This is a genomic window from Pseudonocardia hierapolitana (assembly GCF_007994075.1).
Taxonomy (GTDB): Bacteria; Actinomycetota; Actinomycetes; order Mycobacteriales; family Pseudonocardiaceae; genus Pseudonocardia; species Pseudonocardia hierapolitana.
The window spans coordinates 5,746,997-5,761,652 of sequence record NZ_VIWU01000001.1 but is presented as its reverse complement, the minus strand read 5'-3'; the positions used below and the strand labels follow the sequence as shown (position 1 = coordinate 5,761,652).

At 71.8% G+C, this 14,656-nt stretch carries 14 protein-coding genes; 10 read left to right on the top strand and 4 right to left on the bottom strand.

The window, feature by feature from the left end; all coding sequences use genetic code 11:
- Window positions 1–46 precede the first annotated feature (46 nt).
- The 7 genes from FHX44_RS27435 (at window position 47) to FHX44_RS27405 (ending at window position 6,373) form a co-directional block, all read left to right on the top strand.
- Window positions 47–907, top strand: coding sequence for a phytanoyl-CoA dioxygenase family protein (locus FHX44_RS27435; RefSeq protein ID WP_212612668.1), 861 nt, complete (start codon window positions 47–49; stop codon window positions 905–907).
- On the top strand, window positions 904–1,173 hold the full coding sequence (locus FHX44_RS27430) for a hypothetical protein (protein WP_147258437.1): 270 nt from the start codon (window positions 904–906) through the stop codon (window positions 1,171–1,173). Before FHX44_RS27435 ends, FHX44_RS27430 begins: the two co-directional genes overlap by 4 nt.
- A gap of 97 nt (window positions 1,174–1,270) precedes the next feature.
- Entirely contained in the window at window positions 1,271–2,527 is a 1,257-nt protein-coding gene (locus tag FHX44_RS27425; protein WP_170309064.1) for an ABC transporter substrate-binding protein, read from the top strand.
- A 7-nt stretch (window positions 2,528–2,534) separates the two neighbouring features.
- Window positions 2,535–3,467 (top strand): carbohydrate ABC transporter permease, encoded by a 933-nt coding sequence (locus FHX44_RS27420; RefSeq protein ID WP_212612667.1) that lies wholly within the window; start codon window positions 2,535–2,537, stop codon window positions 3,465–3,467.
- A gap of 100 nt (window positions 3,468–3,567) precedes the next feature.
- Window positions 3,568–4,359: a carbohydrate ABC transporter permease gene (locus FHX44_RS27415; protein WP_212612666.1), complete on the top strand. Its 792-nt coding sequence runs from the start codon at window positions 3,568–3,570 to the stop codon at window positions 4,357–4,359.
- Window positions 4,360–4,376: 17 nt separating this feature from the next.
- On the top strand, window positions 4,377–5,699 hold the full coding sequence (locus tag FHX44_RS27410; protein WP_212612665.1) for an alpha-L-fucosidase: 1,323 nt from the start codon (window positions 4,377–4,379) through the stop codon (window positions 5,697–5,699).
- Window positions 5,699–6,373 (top strand): FadR/GntR family transcriptional regulator, encoded by a 675-nt coding sequence (locus FHX44_RS27405; RefSeq protein ID WP_147258433.1) that lies wholly within the window; start codon window positions 5,699–5,701, stop codon window positions 6,371–6,373. The genes FHX44_RS27410 and FHX44_RS27405 overlap by 1 nt, the downstream gene beginning before the upstream one ends.
- 10 nt (window positions 6,374–6,383) lie before the next feature.
- Here the strand turns inward: FHX44_RS27405 and FHX44_RS27400 are convergent, their stop codons facing one another.
- On the bottom strand, window positions 6,384–7,040 hold the full coding sequence (locus FHX44_RS27400; protein ID WP_147258432.1) for a GntR family transcriptional regulator: 657 nt from the start codon (window positions 7,038–7,040) through the stop codon (window positions 6,384–6,386).
- A gap of 138 nt (window positions 7,041–7,178) precedes the next feature.
- Here FHX44_RS27400 and FHX44_RS27395 point away from each other — a divergent pair, with 138 nt between their 5' ends.
- The 3 genes from FHX44_RS27395 to FHX44_RS27385 are packed head-to-tail and all read left to right on the top strand — an operon-like array spanning window position 7,179 to window position 11,218.
- On the top strand, window positions 7,179–8,447 hold the full coding sequence (locus FHX44_RS27395; protein ID WP_147258431.1) for an MFS transporter: 1,269 nt from the start codon (window positions 7,179–7,181) through the stop codon (window positions 8,445–8,447).
- On the top strand, window positions 8,444–10,054 hold the full coding sequence (locus tag FHX44_RS27390; protein WP_147258430.1) for an N-acyl-D-amino-acid deacylase family protein: 1,611 nt from the start codon (window positions 8,444–8,446) through the stop codon (window positions 10,052–10,054). Before FHX44_RS27395 ends, FHX44_RS27390 begins: the two co-directional genes overlap by 4 nt.
- A gap of 27 nt (window positions 10,055–10,081) precedes the next feature.
- Entirely contained in the window at window positions 10,082–11,218 is a 1,137-nt protein-coding gene (locus tag FHX44_RS27385; protein ID WP_147258429.1) for a mandelate racemase/muconate lactonizing enzyme family protein, read from the top strand.
- Between the two features lie 131 nt (window positions 11,219–11,349).
- Here FHX44_RS27385 and FHX44_RS27380 read toward each other — a convergent pair whose 3' ends face one another.
- From FHX44_RS27380 to FHX44_RS27370, 3 genes are all read right to left on the bottom strand, one after another.
- The gene (locus FHX44_RS27380) at window positions 11,350–11,835 is read right to left on the bottom strand and encodes a cupin domain-containing protein (RefSeq protein WP_147258428.1); all 486 of its coding nucleotides are present in this window, start codon (window positions 11,833–11,835) and stop codon (window positions 11,350–11,352) included.
- A gap of 158 nt (window positions 11,836–11,993) precedes the next feature.
- Window positions 11,994–13,400 carry a selenium-binding protein SBP56-related protein gene (locus FHX44_RS27375; RefSeq protein WP_147258427.1) on the bottom strand — a complete coding sequence of 469 codons (1,407 nt, stop codon included), beginning with the start codon at window positions 13,398–13,400 and terminating at the stop codon, window positions 11,994–11,996.
- A 169-nt stretch (window positions 13,401–13,569) separates the two neighbouring features.
- Entirely contained in the window at window positions 13,570–14,598 is a 1,029-nt protein-coding gene (locus FHX44_RS27370; protein WP_147258426.1) for a LacI family DNA-binding transcriptional regulator, read from the bottom strand.
- Window positions 14,599–14,656: the final 58 nt, after the last annotated feature.

Genomic DNA, 14,656 nt, shown 5'->3' with positions numbered 1-14,656 from the left:
GCCCTAGCCTCGGTGCGCGAGAACCACTCGGATCCCGAGGAGGAACGTGCACCGCAAACACTTGCTGACGTCCGTGCAGATGGCCCGGTTCGTCGCCTACGGCTCGCACCGCATCGATGGCGTGGTACCCGCGGACATGAACGCCGAGGCGATCGACGTGCTGGAGGCGGGCATCCCGGCCGTTCCCTACGGCACCCCGCTCTCGGAGACGTTCGCGGAGGGCTCGTTCGCCCAGCGCCTCGTGCAGCTGCCCGAGGTCGCAGGCGCGATCCACAGCTTCGTGGGCCCGGACCCGGCCGTCGACCACCACGCCGTGCACATCCGCAAGGCGCACGAGGGCACGGCCCAGAACCTGCACGGTGACGCGATCATCGACGTCCGGCCGGACGCGTTCGACGTGCAGCTCATGTACTACCCGCAGGAGGTCACCCTGGAGATGGGCGGCACCCTGTCGGTGCCGGGCAGCCACCTGCGGCGCACCAACGAGTCCGACACCGGCCGCTACCAGAACCTCCTCGGCCAGACCCGCCTCGTCTGCCCCGCGGGCACGGTGGTCTTCCTGCACCACGGCATCTGGCACGGCGGGCGGCGCAACGACAGTGACGTCGACCGCTACATGTTCAAGATCCGCTTCAACCCGACCGTCCGCCAGCTGCGGCTGTGGAACACCGACGACCTGTACGACCCGGCCGTCGCCGCCGAGCTGGGCACCCGTTTCCCCTGGTACGAGCACGCCACGGGCCGGCTGGAGATCTACAACCGCGTGCTGCTGTGGCGCGCGCTGATCGGTGACGACAGCTACGACCCGGACTACTGGGTCACCCGCGTGACGAACCGCCCGACCCGGGTGGTCGCGGGACGGAGCCTCAACCCCCATGCCCCGGCCCCGACGGAGGTGCCCGCATGACGACCGCACGACAGCAGGTGCTGGTGCTCTACCTCGCCTCGTCGGCGCTCGACGCGAAGGTCGTGGGCTGGTCGAGCTATGACGGCACCGGGGAGACCACCCCGACCACCGGCGACAGCGACCTCCCCCCGTACGAGACCGGGCTGGACGCGTTGAAGGACGGCTGGCGGCTCTTCCAGGCCTCCCAGCTCCTCCCGCCACAGCCGGGCAATGAATACGACGTCTCGTTCCTCAAGCACGAGTTCTTCTTCGAGAAACTCGCTTAACATCGGATCTTTCGTCGGCGTGGACACTTGACTCGCGGCATTCTGGGCGACAGAGTAGGCCGAACATCGGATGTCTCACTCAATGCCGAGGAGCACCATGACGGTCAAGACGATTCGGAAGCGCGCGCTCGCGGTGGCTGCTGCCGCCACCCTCGCTCTGGCCGTGGCCGCCTGCGGCTCCGGCGGCGGCGGGGGCAGCACGACCGCAGACGGCAGGACCACGATGGTCTGGAACATGTGGAGCGGCTCCACCGCCGAGGTGGACGCGTGGAACCACCTCTCCCAGATGGTCACGGCGAAGCACCCCGACCTGGCCCTCGACTTCCAGACCAGCAGCTTCAACGACTACTGGACCAAGCTCGCTGCGCAGGCGAGCGGCGGCGACGCGGGCTGCATCCTCGGCGTGCAGTCCTACCGGGCACCCAGCATCAGCCAGCTGCTCGTGCCGCTCGACGACATGCTGGCCGGGGCCGGGATCGACGGTGCCGACTTCGACCCGTCGATCTGGAAGGCGTTGCAGGTCGACGGCCAGCAGCTCGCCGTGCCGTACGACTTCGGGCCGCTGCTCATGTTCTACAACGCCGACCGATTCCGCGAGGCGGGCGTTCCGGTGCCGACCACGAGCTGGACCGTGCAGGACTTCCTCTCCGCGGCGCAGTCGCTCACCAGTGGGGGCAAGTACGGCTTCGCGGTCTACCCCACGATCGACGCCGTGATCCCGTGGTCGCTGTCGTTGCAGGGCACCGGGCCGCTCAACGCCCAGGGCGAGCTGGAGCTCACGCAGGAGGGCTTCGTCGAGGCCGTCCAGTGGTACGCCGACCTCGTCACCCAGCTCAAGGTCGCACCCCAGGTGGTGGCCACCAACGACGCCACGCCCGCACTGAACTCGTTCATCGCGGGGGACGCCGCGATGGTCGTCGACGGGCCGTGGCAGCTGGTCAACGTGATGGACCAGGCGCAGTTCGAGGTGGGCGTGGCGCCGATCCCGTCGGGCGACTCCGGCTCGCACAGCCAGGTGGCCGGGTCCGGGTTCGGGATCTCGCAGACCTGTCCCGACCCGGACAAGGCGCTGCAGGCCATCGCCGTGCTCACGGGCCCCGAGGGGCTGCAGTACCTCGCCGAGCAGGGCCGGGCGTTCCCGGCGCGCACCGCACAGCAGGACTCGTGGTTCAGCCCGGAGCTCGCCGGTGCGAAGGACGGACTGCTGGCGGCGATCGAGAACGGCGTGCCGGCGCCTGCCACCGAGAACTACCAGCAGGTCAACCAGCTGTTCATGCAGTACGGCGTGGAGGCGGTGAACGGCCAGCAGAGCGTGCCGGACTTCCTGAACACGGTGCAGCAGCAGGCGGGGTGACGACGCCGTGACGCTGTCGGTACCTGCACCTCCCACCCCACGCGCCGCCGCCGAACCGGGCGGCGGCGTGCACCGCGGCGACGGCCGCGCCGCCCTGGGATTCCTCGCGCCGAGCACGAGCGGGTTCCTGCTGTTCACGCTCATCCCGCTCGTCGGGTCGCTGGCCATCAGCTTCTTCGCGTGGCCGGTGCTCGGGCGGCGGCGGTTCGTCGGGCTGGAGAACTTCGTCGAGCTGCTCAGCGACCCGATCTTCCACCGGGTCATGCTGAACACGCTGGTGTTCGTGGTGGTCTACGTGCCGCTCAACATCGTCGTGTCGCTCGGGCTGGCGCTGTGGATCTCGCCCCGCATACGCGGGCGTGGGCTCTACCGCCTGCTGTTCTTCATCCCGACGGTCACCCCGATGATCGCGAACGCTCTGGTGTGGCGGCTGCTGTACCAGCCCGGTGGCGCGATCGACCAGGCGTTCCAGGCGGTGCTCGGGACGCCCGCGCCGAACTTCCTCGGCGACAACCGGTGGGCGATGGCCGCGGTGATCCTCATGTCGGTCTGGCAGGGGTTCGGCTACAACATGCTGGTCTTCTCCGCCGGGCTCGACGCGATCCCGCAGAGCCTGCACGAGGCGGCGTCCATCGACGGGGCCGGGCCGCTGCGCCGGTTCTGGAGCGTCACGCTGCCGATGCTCTCGCCGTCGATGTTCTTCGCGATGATCATGACGCTGATCACCTCGTTCCAGGTGTTCGTCCAGCCCTACGCCCTCACCGCGGGCGGGCCGGGCGTCGCCACCGAGACGATGGTGCTCCACCTCTACCGCGAGGGCTTCGTGCAGTTCGACCTCGGGACGGCGTCGACGATCGGCTGGTTCCTCTTCATGATCATCATGCTGGTCACCGCGCTGCAGTTCCTCGGCCAGAAGCGGTGGGTCCACTATGACGATTAACAGCGCGACGACCGAGACTCTCGCACCACCGGCTCCTGCAGACGCGATTCCCGTACGGCGGTCGCGCCCGCGTACCAGCCCGCGCACGGTGGTGTCGCAGGTGCTGCTCACGGCCGTGCTCCTGCTGTTCCTCATGCCGTTCGTGTGGATGATCGCGACGGCGCTCAAGCCGCCGGCCGAGGTGTTCGGCGCGGGCAACGGGCTCGTCGGGTCGGAGATCCGCTGGTCCAACTTCGCCGAGGCGTGGGGCTACCTGCCGTTCGGCCGGTTCATGCTCAACGGCCTGTACGTCGCGCTGGCGGGCACGGCCGTGGTGTGCGTGACGTCGGTGCTGTCGGCGTACGCGTTCGCGCGGCTGCGCTTCCGGTTCCGGGACCGGATCTTCCTGCTCTACCTGGGCACGCTGATGGTGCCGCAGGAGGTCACGGTGGTCCCGATGTTCATCCTCATGCAGCAGTTCGGCTGGGTCGACAGCTACGCCGCGCTGATCCTGCCGTGGGCGTTCACCGCGTTCGGCACGTTCCTGCTGCGCCAGTTCTTCCTGACCATTCCGCGGGAGCTGGAGGAGGCCGCCACGATCGACGGCGCGAGCCGGCTGCGCATCCTGCTGCAGGTTGTGATGCCGATCGCCCGGCCGGCCATCGCGGTGCTCGCGGCGTTCACCTTCATCAACTACTGGAACAGCTTCCTGTGGCCGCTGATCGTCGTGAACAGCCGCGACATGTCGACCGTGCCGCTCGGGCTCAACCTCTTCCTGTCCCAGAACGGCAACCAGTGGCACCTGCTCATGGCCGCCGCGGCGATCTCGATGCTGCCGACGGTCGTCATGGTCGTGCTGCTGCAGCGCCACCTCGTCCGCGGCATCGCACTGTCCGGCCTCGGTGGCCGGTGAACTCCCGGGAGGATCTCTTGACCGTCGACTGGAGCCGGCTGGAGCGTCCGCTGCCGCAGTGGTACGCCGACGCCAAGTTCGGGATCTTCGTCCACTGGGGCGCCTACTCGGTGCCGGCATGGGCGGAGCCGACCGGCGAGCTCGGCACCGTCGACGAGCGCACGTGGTTCCGCCACAACGCCTACGCCGAGTGGTACTGGAACACGATCCGGTTCGACGACAGCCCGGCGCGCAAGCACCACCAGGAGACCTACGGCGACGCGCCCTACGACGACTTCCTCGACGCATGGCGCGCCGAGGAGTTCGACCCGCAGGACTGGTGCGCGCTCTTCGCGCGGGCCGGGGCGCGCTACGTCGTGCCGACGACGAAGCACCACGACGGCATCGCGCTGTGGGACGCCCCGGGCACCGCCGCACGCAACACGGTGCACCGCGGCCCGCGGCGCGACCTGGTCGGCGACCTGGCGACCGCCGTGCGCGCGGCCGGGATGCGGTTCGGCGTGTACTACTCCGGCGGGCTCGACTGGAGCGTCACCGAGCACCTCCCGGTGATCGACACCTTCGCGAACGTGCGTGCACGGCGTCCGAACGATGCGGCGTACGCGGCCTACGCGTACCTGCACGTCCGCGACCTGGTCGAGAGGTACCGTCCGGACGTGCTGTGGAACGACATCGAGTGGCCCGACGCCGGCAAGCACGACGGCGCGCTCGGGCTCGCCGAGCTGTTCCGGCAGTTCTACGCGACGGTGCCCGACGGCGTCGTGAACGACCGCTGGGGCGACACGCACCGGGACTACCGCACGAGCGAGTACCAGCACGGCCTCGAGGCCGAGACCGCCCCGGCATGGGAGAACAACCGGGGCATCGGGCTGTCGTTCGGCTACAACCAGGTGGAGGACTCCCGGCACCTGCTGAGCGGGCCACGCCTCACGCGCCACCTCGTCGACGTGGTCTCCCGTGGCGGGAACCTGCTGCTCAACGTCGGTCCGACCGCGAGTGGCCTGATCCCCGACGGGCAGCGCCGCACCCTGGAGGAGCTGGCCACCTGGATGGCGTTGCACTCGCGCACCGTCCACGGCTCCCGGCCCCTGGACGCCGGCATCGCCGACCCGTCCGACGACCCGTGGGTGCGCTGGACCCGCACCGGCGATCGTGCGTGGGCCTTCGTCGACGCACCCGGCCCCGTCGTCCTGCCCGCCCGCGCCGACCGGCTCGAGCTCTCCTCGGCCGCACTCGCCGACGGCACCCCGGTGGCGGCGCGGGCCGACACCGCCGGGATCGCCGTGGACCCGACCCGGAACTCGGAGCTGCCCGTGGCGGTCGGGTTCGACGTCCGCTGATGGCCGTCACCGACGAGGCCATCGGAAAGATCAAGGAGATGATCCGCTCCGGCGAGCTCGGGCCCGGCGACCGGCTGCCGCCGGAGAAGGAGCTGTCCGAGGCGCTGGGCCTGTCCCGCAGCTCGCTGCGCGAGGCCGTGAAGGCCCTGGAGATCATCCGCGTGCTCGACGTCCGCCGCGGCGACGGCACCTACGTCACGAGCCTGACGCCCGACACGCTGCTCGACGCCATGTCCTTCGTGGTGGACATCCACCAGGACTCGTCGTTGCTGGAGCTGTTCGAGGTGCGGCGCATCCTGGAGCCCGCGGCGGCCTCGATGGCCGCCGCCCGCGTCGCACCTCCGGACGTCGAGGAGCTGCGGGACCTGCTCGCCGCGCTGGGCGACTCCCCCACGGTGGACGAGCTCGTGGCGCACGACCAGGTGTTCCACCGGCGCATCGCCGAGCTCGCCGGCAACACCTACCTGACGAGCCTGCTCGACACCCTCTCCAGCAGCACGCTGCGGGCGCGGATCTGGCGCGGCCTCTCCGAGGAGGGTTCGACGGAGCGCAGCCTCACCGAGCACCGGATGATCATCGACGCGCTCGCCCGCGGGGACGCTGCGCTCGTGGCCGCCCGCGCGACCGTGCACATCGACGGGGTGGCCGGCTGGCTGCGGCGGGCGATCGCCTGACCGGCACGGCTCAGCGGGCCCGGCCCGGATCGTGCAGGTGCAGCTCGATGTGGTCGGCCACCGCGCGATCGACGATGGCCGGGTCGCCGGTGCGCAGGGCATCCAGCAGCTCCCGGTGCTGGCGCGGGATCTCGTCGGGACTCGGGTGGGCGGGCGCGTCCCGGACGAAGTAGGCGCGGACGCGGGGCTGGATCGTGCGCCATATCTGCAGCGTCTGCGGGTGGCCGGCGGCTCTGATCACGGCCTCGTGGAAGTCGACGTCGAGGTCGGCCAGGCGGTCGGCATCGCCGCGCCGCGCCGCGGACTCCATGTCCCGGACGATCCCCTCGAGCCTGCCGAGCAGATCCGGCAGCGCCGCGGCGTTCCGGAAGGCGAAGCGCTCGATCGTCTGCCGGATCGGGACCAGGACCTCGCGCACCTCGTCCGCGGAGACGGGGGCGACCTGCGCCCCGCGGTAGGGGTGGGAGACGACGAGGCCCTCCTGCTCCAGGATCATGATCGCCTCGCGGACGGGGCCCCGGCTCACCCCCGACCGCGCGGAGATGTCCCGCTCGACCAGACGCTCCCCCGGTTCCAGCTCGCCGGTCGCGATCGCATGACGCAGCCAGCGCAGGATCCACTCGCGGCGCGACTCGGGTACGGCACCGCTCGGGGCTGACGTGCTCACGGTCCTCCTGTTCGCCGGGCGGCGACCACCGTAGGCGATCGGCCACCCTCATGGCAAATGGTTGACCATCTGCCAAATCGTCGATTACGGTCCGCTCCCCGACAGGGCTCTACCAGCGCTTCCGAAGGGGGCAGGCCGATGCAGCCGTCCGCACCGCCCGCGAGGGCCGACCTCGGGGTTCCCCGGCGCGTCCTCGCCGCCGCCGTGATCGGCACCGTCCTGGAGTGGTACGACTTCGCGATCTACGCCGCCCTGGCCACGGTGATCGGCCGGCTGTTCTTCCCCTCCGAGGATCCGGCCGTCTCGCTGCTCGTGACCCTCGGTTCCTACGCGGTGGGGTTCGTCTGCCGGCCACTCGGCGGGATCGTCTTCGGCCGCCTCGGCGATCGGGTCGGGCGGCGGAGCATGCTCGCGATCACCATGGTCGTCGTCGGAGCGGCGAGCCTCGGCATCGGCCTCCTGCCGACGTACGCGACCGCAGGTGTCCTCGCGCCCGCCCTGCTCGTGGCCCTGCGGATGGTGCAGGGACTCGCGGTCGGTGCCGAGTGGACCGGCGGTGCCACCTTCCTCATCGAGTACGCCCGCACCGGAAGGCGCGGCCTGTGCAGCGGGATCGTGCAGGCCTCGACCGTCGCGGGCTTCCTGCTCGGGACCGGCACGGCGACGGTGGTCGTCGGCGGTCTCGCCCAGGACGCCGTGGACTCGTGGGCGTGGCGCCTGCCGTTCCTCCTCGGCGGCGTCGTCGCCGCGGTCGGCCTGTTCGTCCGGCTCCGGCTGGACGAGTCGCCGGTCTTCGTGCAAGCGGAGGACGCCCCAGCACCGGACGGCCGCACCATCCGGCGGAACTGGCTGGTGCTGCTCGGCGTCGTCTTCGGGGTCACCCTGTGCGGCTACACGGCCACCAGCTTCCCCGCCTACCTCGCGGGCGTCACCGAGCTGCCGCTGCCCACCGCCCTCGCGACGAACGTCGTCGCGCTCGCGATCGAGGTCCCGCTGATCGTCCTCGCGGGCGCGCTGTCGGACCGCGTCGGCCGCAAGCCCCTCATGGCGGCGGCCCTCGTCGGCTTCGCCGTCGGCACGTACCCGATCTTCCTGCTCGTCACCAGCGGGACGTACGCAGGCGCCCTCGCAGGCCAGATCCTCTTCGTCGTGCTGTTCGCGACGGTCTCCGGCCCGATGGCGGCGATGTTCGTCGAGCTGTTCCCCACGCGGGTGCGCTCCACCGCGTTCTCGAGCTCCTACAACATCGGTGTCGCGGTTTTCGGCGGAACCGCGCCGTTCGTCAACACCCTCCTCGCCACGAGCACCGGCACCCCGATGGCGCCTGCGTACTACCTGACTTTCGGCGTGGTCGTGTCGCTGCTGGTGCTGCAGGCGGTGCGCGACCGGCACGCGGAGGCCCTGTGAGCCTCGACATCGTCGTCGCGGGCGGGACCGTGGTCGACGGCACCGGTGCCGGCCCGTACCGCGCCGACATCGGCATCTCCGGCGACCGGGTCGTCGCCGTCCGGCCGGGGCTCGCCGTGCCGGCCGGGCTCGTGATCGACGCGACCGGCCTCGTCGTGACGCCGGGACTGATCGACCCGCACAGCCACTCGGACTGGTCGGTGCTCGGCAACCGGGACGCGCAGAGCACGATCCGGCAGGGGGTGACGACCGAGATCGTCGGGAACTGCGGCGTCACCTACGCCCCGGTGACGGACGCGACCGCACCGGCGGCCCGGGCGGCCCTCGCCGCGTTCGGTCACGACGGGGAGGCGGACTGGCGCTCGTTCGGCGAGCTCGTCGACCGCGTGCACCGCGAGGGTGGCGGCACGGCGCAGAACCTGGCCTGGTTCGTCGGCCACACCGCGCTGCGCGAGGCCGCGGGGGCGAGCGGGCCCGACGTCACCGGCGAGCAGCTGCGGACGATGCGCCGGCTGCTCGCGGACGCCCTGGACTCCGGCGCGCTCGGCATGTCGACCGGACTGGAGTACGGGGCGGGCCGCGAGTCGCGTACCGCGGAGCTCTCCGACCTCGCCGCGGTGCTGGCCGGGCGCGGCGGGATGTACGCCAGTCACGTCCGCAACCGCGATGCCGGGCTGGCCGCCGCAATCGAGGAGTTCTTCCGGGTCGCCCGCCCGCACGGGCTCGCCGCGCAGCTGTCGCACCTGAACGTCCGCCACAACACCGGTGCGCCGCCCGACGGGTGGCAGCGCGCCGTCGAGCGGCTGCAGGCCGAGCGGGACGCGGGCCTCGACGTGCTGGCCGACATGACCCCGTACCCGGACGGCATCGGTCTCGCGGCCGGCCTCCTGCCCGGGTGGCTGCTCGCGGACGGGGCAGCGGCGGCCGCGCAGCGCCTCGGGGATCCCGGAGTCCGGCGGCGGGTGCGCGCCGACTCCGACCGCTACTGGCGGTTCGTGCACCGGGGCGAGTGGGACCGCGTCCTGCTCGCCACGAGCCCGGCGACACCGGAGTGGGAGGGCCTGTCCTTCCCGGAGATCGCACGCCGCCGCGGGCGCGACGAGTGGGACTGCTTCCTCGACGTCCTGGAGGCCGCAGGCCCCGACCTCCCGGCCGTTCAGCTGGTGGGGCGGCTGTTCACCGAGGAGCACGTCGCGGAGGCCGTCGCCCACCCGCTGTTCTGCCTCGGCGTCGACGGGTTCTCCAGCCGCACCGACGGTCCCCTCGCCGCCCGGACCCGCCACCCGTTGTTCTTCAGCGGGCACACGCACTACCTCGCCCACCACGTCCTGCAGCGCGGCACGCTCGGGCTGGCCGAGGCCGTGCACAAGATGACCGCGATGGTGGCCGACCACTTCGGCATCGACGGCCGCGGCCGCCTCACCGCGGGGGCCTGGGCCGACGTCGCGGTCCTCGACACCGCGACGCTCGCCCGGCAGGAGACGTTCCGGCTGCCCGACGGCTACGCGGCCGGGGTGCCCTACGTCATCGTGAACGGCGCGCTCGTCGTCGACCGCGGCGAGCACCGCGGCGTCCGGGCCGGCCGCTTCCTGCCCCGCTCGACCTGAACCGCCCAGTACGAGGAGAGATGCCAGATGAAGATCCGTGCCGTCCGCGCGGCAGGCCTCCGCGGTGCCACTCCGGCCGGAGGCTGGACCGAGGAATTGGAGAGCGACGACGTCGTCCACACGCTCGTGGCCGTGCACACCGACGAGGGGATCGTCGGGATCGGCAGCGTGTTCACGAGCGAGGCGCTGGTGCGCGCCGCGCTGGACGTGCTGTCACCGCTGCTGATCGGCGAGGAGGCCCTCGAACCGGAGCGCGTCGCCGAACGCCTGCACCGCACCACCTTCTGGATGGGCAGGGGCGGATCGGTCACCCACACGATCAGCGGCGTCGACACGGCGCTGTGGGACGTGCTCGGCAAGGCGACCGGGCAGCCCGTCGGCCGGCTGCTCGGCGGCCGCTACCGCGACCGCGTCCGCCCGTACGCGTCGCTGCTCATGGACGAGCCCGACCGCCTCGCCGCCGAACTGCGGATGCTCGTCGGCCGCGGCTGGACCGCGTTCAAGATCGGCTGGGGCCCGTTCGGGCGGGTCGGTGCCCGGCTGGACGAGGAGATCGTGGCTGCGGCGAGGGAAGCCGTCGGACCCGACGCCCTGCTCATGGTCGACGCAGGTGCCAGCGACTCCACCTGGTCCCACGGCTATAAGTGGGCGCTGAGGACCGCGGGCATGCTCGAGCGCTACGACGTCGCGTGGTTCGAGGAGCCGCTTCCACCGGACGCCCTGGCGGACTACGTCGCACTGAGGCGCGAGGCACCCGTCGCGATCGCCGGCGGGGAGGTGCTGACCCGCAGGCAGAGCTTCCACCCCTGGCTGGAGGCCGGGGCGCTCGACGTCGTGCAGCCGGACGTGACGAAGGTCGGCGGGCTGAGCGAGCAACGGCGCATCGGCTGGGCGGCCCACGACCACGGCGTCCGCCTGATCCCGCACGGGTGGAACACCGCGGTCGGGCTGGCGGCCGACCTCCAGCTCGCCTCCGCTCTCCCCGACACCGACCTGGTCGAGTACCTCACCGGCTCGCCGTACGTCGACGAGATCGTCACCCGCCCGTGGCAGCTCGACGAGAACGGCATGCTCCCCATCCCGGACTCCCCCGGTCTCGGCATCGACCTCGACCCGGACGCGCTCGCGCGGTACGCGGACGTGGATGCGCTCCTGACCCCCTGAGGACCGCGTTGCACGGCGGGCCCGTCACGCTCTCGTCGATCACGTCTCAGCCGGAAGCCGAGCGGCGAGGCCGTCCAGCAGGTGCGGAGACCTCGCCGACGAGCGGCCCGGCCACCGGACGGGGAGCTCGCTCAGGGGGCCGGCGGGGGACCGATGATGTCGATGCCGTACGCGGCGGCGATCTCGGCCAGCCGCGACGGGTCGGGGATGCCGTCGCCCTCGCCTGCGGCGGCCGCCGTGAACTCTTCGAACGTGGGCCCGTGGTGCAGCGTCAGGTAGCGCGCGGCCTCGCTGGTGACGACGAAACCGTGCGGGCGGCCCGCCGGCAGCACGGCGGCACTGCCGGCGCCGGCCTCGTGCTCCTGTCCGTCCACGACGACCCGCAGCGTGCCCTCGAGGACGAGGAAGACCTCGCAGTCGTTGCGGTGCACGTGCATCGGGCTGCCGTGGCCCCGCGCGGCCCCGGTCTCCATCACGGCGAAGGTGCCGCCGGTGTCCTGGCCCGAGACCAGCACGCGGTACGACTGGCCCAGGAAGGGGATCAGCCGCTGGGTCTGCGGGGTGGTGATCACCGGCGTCACGATGCGGGACGCGGGGCTGGGCTGCGCACCGGTCATGGTGCGAGTCTGCACCCGGCCCTGATGACGGGGAAAGCGGTACCGGACCGGCCGGTCACCTGGCCACGGATAGCTGAATGATCACGCGTTCGGTGCGTTGGCGGCCGCATACGGCCGGCAGCGCACCCACACGATGATCATGCACGGGCTACCGGCCCTCAGCGGTAGCAGTACGAGTCCGAGGACGCGTCGCCTCCCTGCAGGCGGATCTGGTGCGGCCGCAGGCCCCGGAAGTCGTCCCCGTGCGGGAAGAAGCGCTCGTCCACGGCGAGCCCGCCTGCCGGGTCCACGTCCAGTTTCGCCATCCACGCGCCGACGCCGTCGGGGTAGAACTGGTCGTCCCACGCGCCGTAGAGCGAGTTGGTGAAGTAGACGCGGCTCCCGTCGCGGCTGACCTCGACCATCTGCGGCCCGCCTGCGAGCGGCAGGTCCGGCCGGGCGGGGTGGGCGGCCCGGTCGACGATGCCGCCGAGCCGGACGGACCCGGTCTGCCTCGGGTGTGCGGGGTCGGTGACGTCGAACTGCTTCATCTCGCCGGTACCCCAGCAGGAGACGTAGAGGAACCGGTCGTCCACCGACAGGTCGATGTCGGTGATGAGCGGCGGCACGGCGCCGAAGGGCTTCAGCGCGGGAGGCAGCCGGTCCGGGTCGGCGGGCTCGGCGGGAACGCTGATGACCTTCTCGACCTTCCACTCGTCACCGTCGCGGAACCACCGCCAGATCGAGCCGGACAGATCCTCCGTGGAGATCACGACCCCGACGAAGCCCCATGTGGCGTCCGGGTCGTGGGACGGGCGGACCTCGAGGACCATCTGGTGCTGGGCGCCCAGGTCGACGCTCTGGACGTGCCTGCCGTCGGCCAGGTCCCAGAAGTGCAGGGCGTGGCCGTACTTCCCACCCAGCAACAGCTCCGGCACGACGCCGTCCTCGATCATCGAGGGGCTGCCCCACTCGCTGGAGATCAGCGTGTTCTGGTTGAGGTGCCACCATGCGTCGTAGGCGAAGTGCTGCGGGCCGCGGTCGGTCTCCCAGGCACGCAGGACGTCGAACGTCGTGTGGTCGAGCAGCGCGATCCCGCCGGGACCGTCGTCGTTGCCCTCCGGGCCGCCGATGCAGGTCAGGAACACCCCGTCCGGCCCGCAGTGCATGGTGTGCGGGCGCGAGTAGCCCGCCTTGTCCGACAGCTCCTTGCCGCTGATCGTCCGGACCAGCCGCGGGGAGCGCGGGTCCGGCTGGGTGTCGAGCACGTGGATGTCCGACGAGCGCAGGCCCGGCACCAGCAGGTACCGCCGGGCGAGCTCGCCGCCGTGGCCCTCGTGCCGCAGCGCGCTCGAGCACGCGTTCCAGCCGAAGTGGTGCAGCTCGTGGCCGACGCCCGGGACGTCCGTCCAGCCGACCACCTGCCCGTAGCTGCCGGACGCCGGGTTCACGTCGACGACGGTCATGGCGTCGTGCTTCTGCGCGGCCCGGTCGAATGCGACGACGTAGGCCAGTTCTTCGGGCGGGGCGGCCGCCGCCTCGGCCGGCGAGCGGTAGAACGTCGGGTCCACGGTCGACTGGGTCATGTGTGGGGCCTCCTGCCCGGAGTGACCGACGGTCGGACGAGCCCTCGGCCGCTCGACGCGGCGCCGGGCGACCTGAGCCGGAGCAGCCGTGTCTAGCAGCGCGGCGGCGACGGCACAATCGCCCGCCTGCCTCACCGAGTCGCGTCGGGTACTCGCGCTCCAGGCGTGATCAGGGCGCAGTTCGATCGCTCGACGCCCTGACCCGCAGCTGTGGAGGCAGCCGGATCGAGCCGGGCCGCTCGCCGTCCAGGATCTCGACGAGGAGCTCCACTCCCCTGCGCCCCATCTCGAGGTTCGGGGTGGCGACGCTGCTCAGTGGGATCGGCAGCTCCGCGGCGAGCGACACGTCGTTGTACCCGACGATGGCCACGTCCCGGCCCACGCGCAGCCCGGCGTCGCGCAACGCGCCCATCGCCCCGATCGCCGCGAAGTCGTTCACGGCGAAGACCGCGGTCGGCGGCGGGCCGGGCGCGTCCAGGACCCGCTGCATCGCCTGCCGCCCGCCTGCGACGTCGAAGGGCCCGTGGACGACCCGCTCCGCGGGCACCGTCCGGCCCGCGGCCGACCAGCGCTCCAGGAACCCCCTGGTCCGGTCGCTGCCGGTGCTGGCGTAGGGCTCGCCCGCGAGGACCGCGACCCCGACGTGCCCCCGGTCGAGGAGGTGCTCTGCGACGAGCCGGCCGCCGGCGAGGTCGTCGCCGGTGACCGCGGCGTGGGCGCCGGTCCGCCGGCTGACGAGCACGAACGGGACGCCCCTGCGCTCCAGATCGTCGAGCAGGTCGCCGCGTTCCGATGCGTCGCCGATGATCAGGCCCTCGACGCGGTGGTCGAGCATCACCTCGGCGCGGGCCCGCTGCTCGTCCGGGTCGTCGTAGGTGTTGGCGACGACCGTGCGGTACCCGGCGTGCCGTGCGGCCTCCTCGACGCCCTCGTAGATCGTGGCCAGGACGTAGTCGGACAGGCGTGGGACGAGCATCCCGAGCAGCCGGCTGCGCCGGGTGCGCAGGCCGCTGGCCAACTGGTCGCGGGAGTACCCGAGCCGCGCCGCGGCCGCCAGCACCCGCGCAGTCGTGTCCGCCGACGGAGCCCGCGCTCCGCCGGTGACACCGTGGAGGGCGCGGGATGCGGTGGTCACGGAGACGCCTGCGTCCTGCGCGATGTCCTTCAACGTGACCCGGCGGTGGCGCGCTTCAGGCACCGTCACCCCTTGACGCGACCGTGCGCACTGCGGTTCAGTGGCTGTACAAACGATAGTA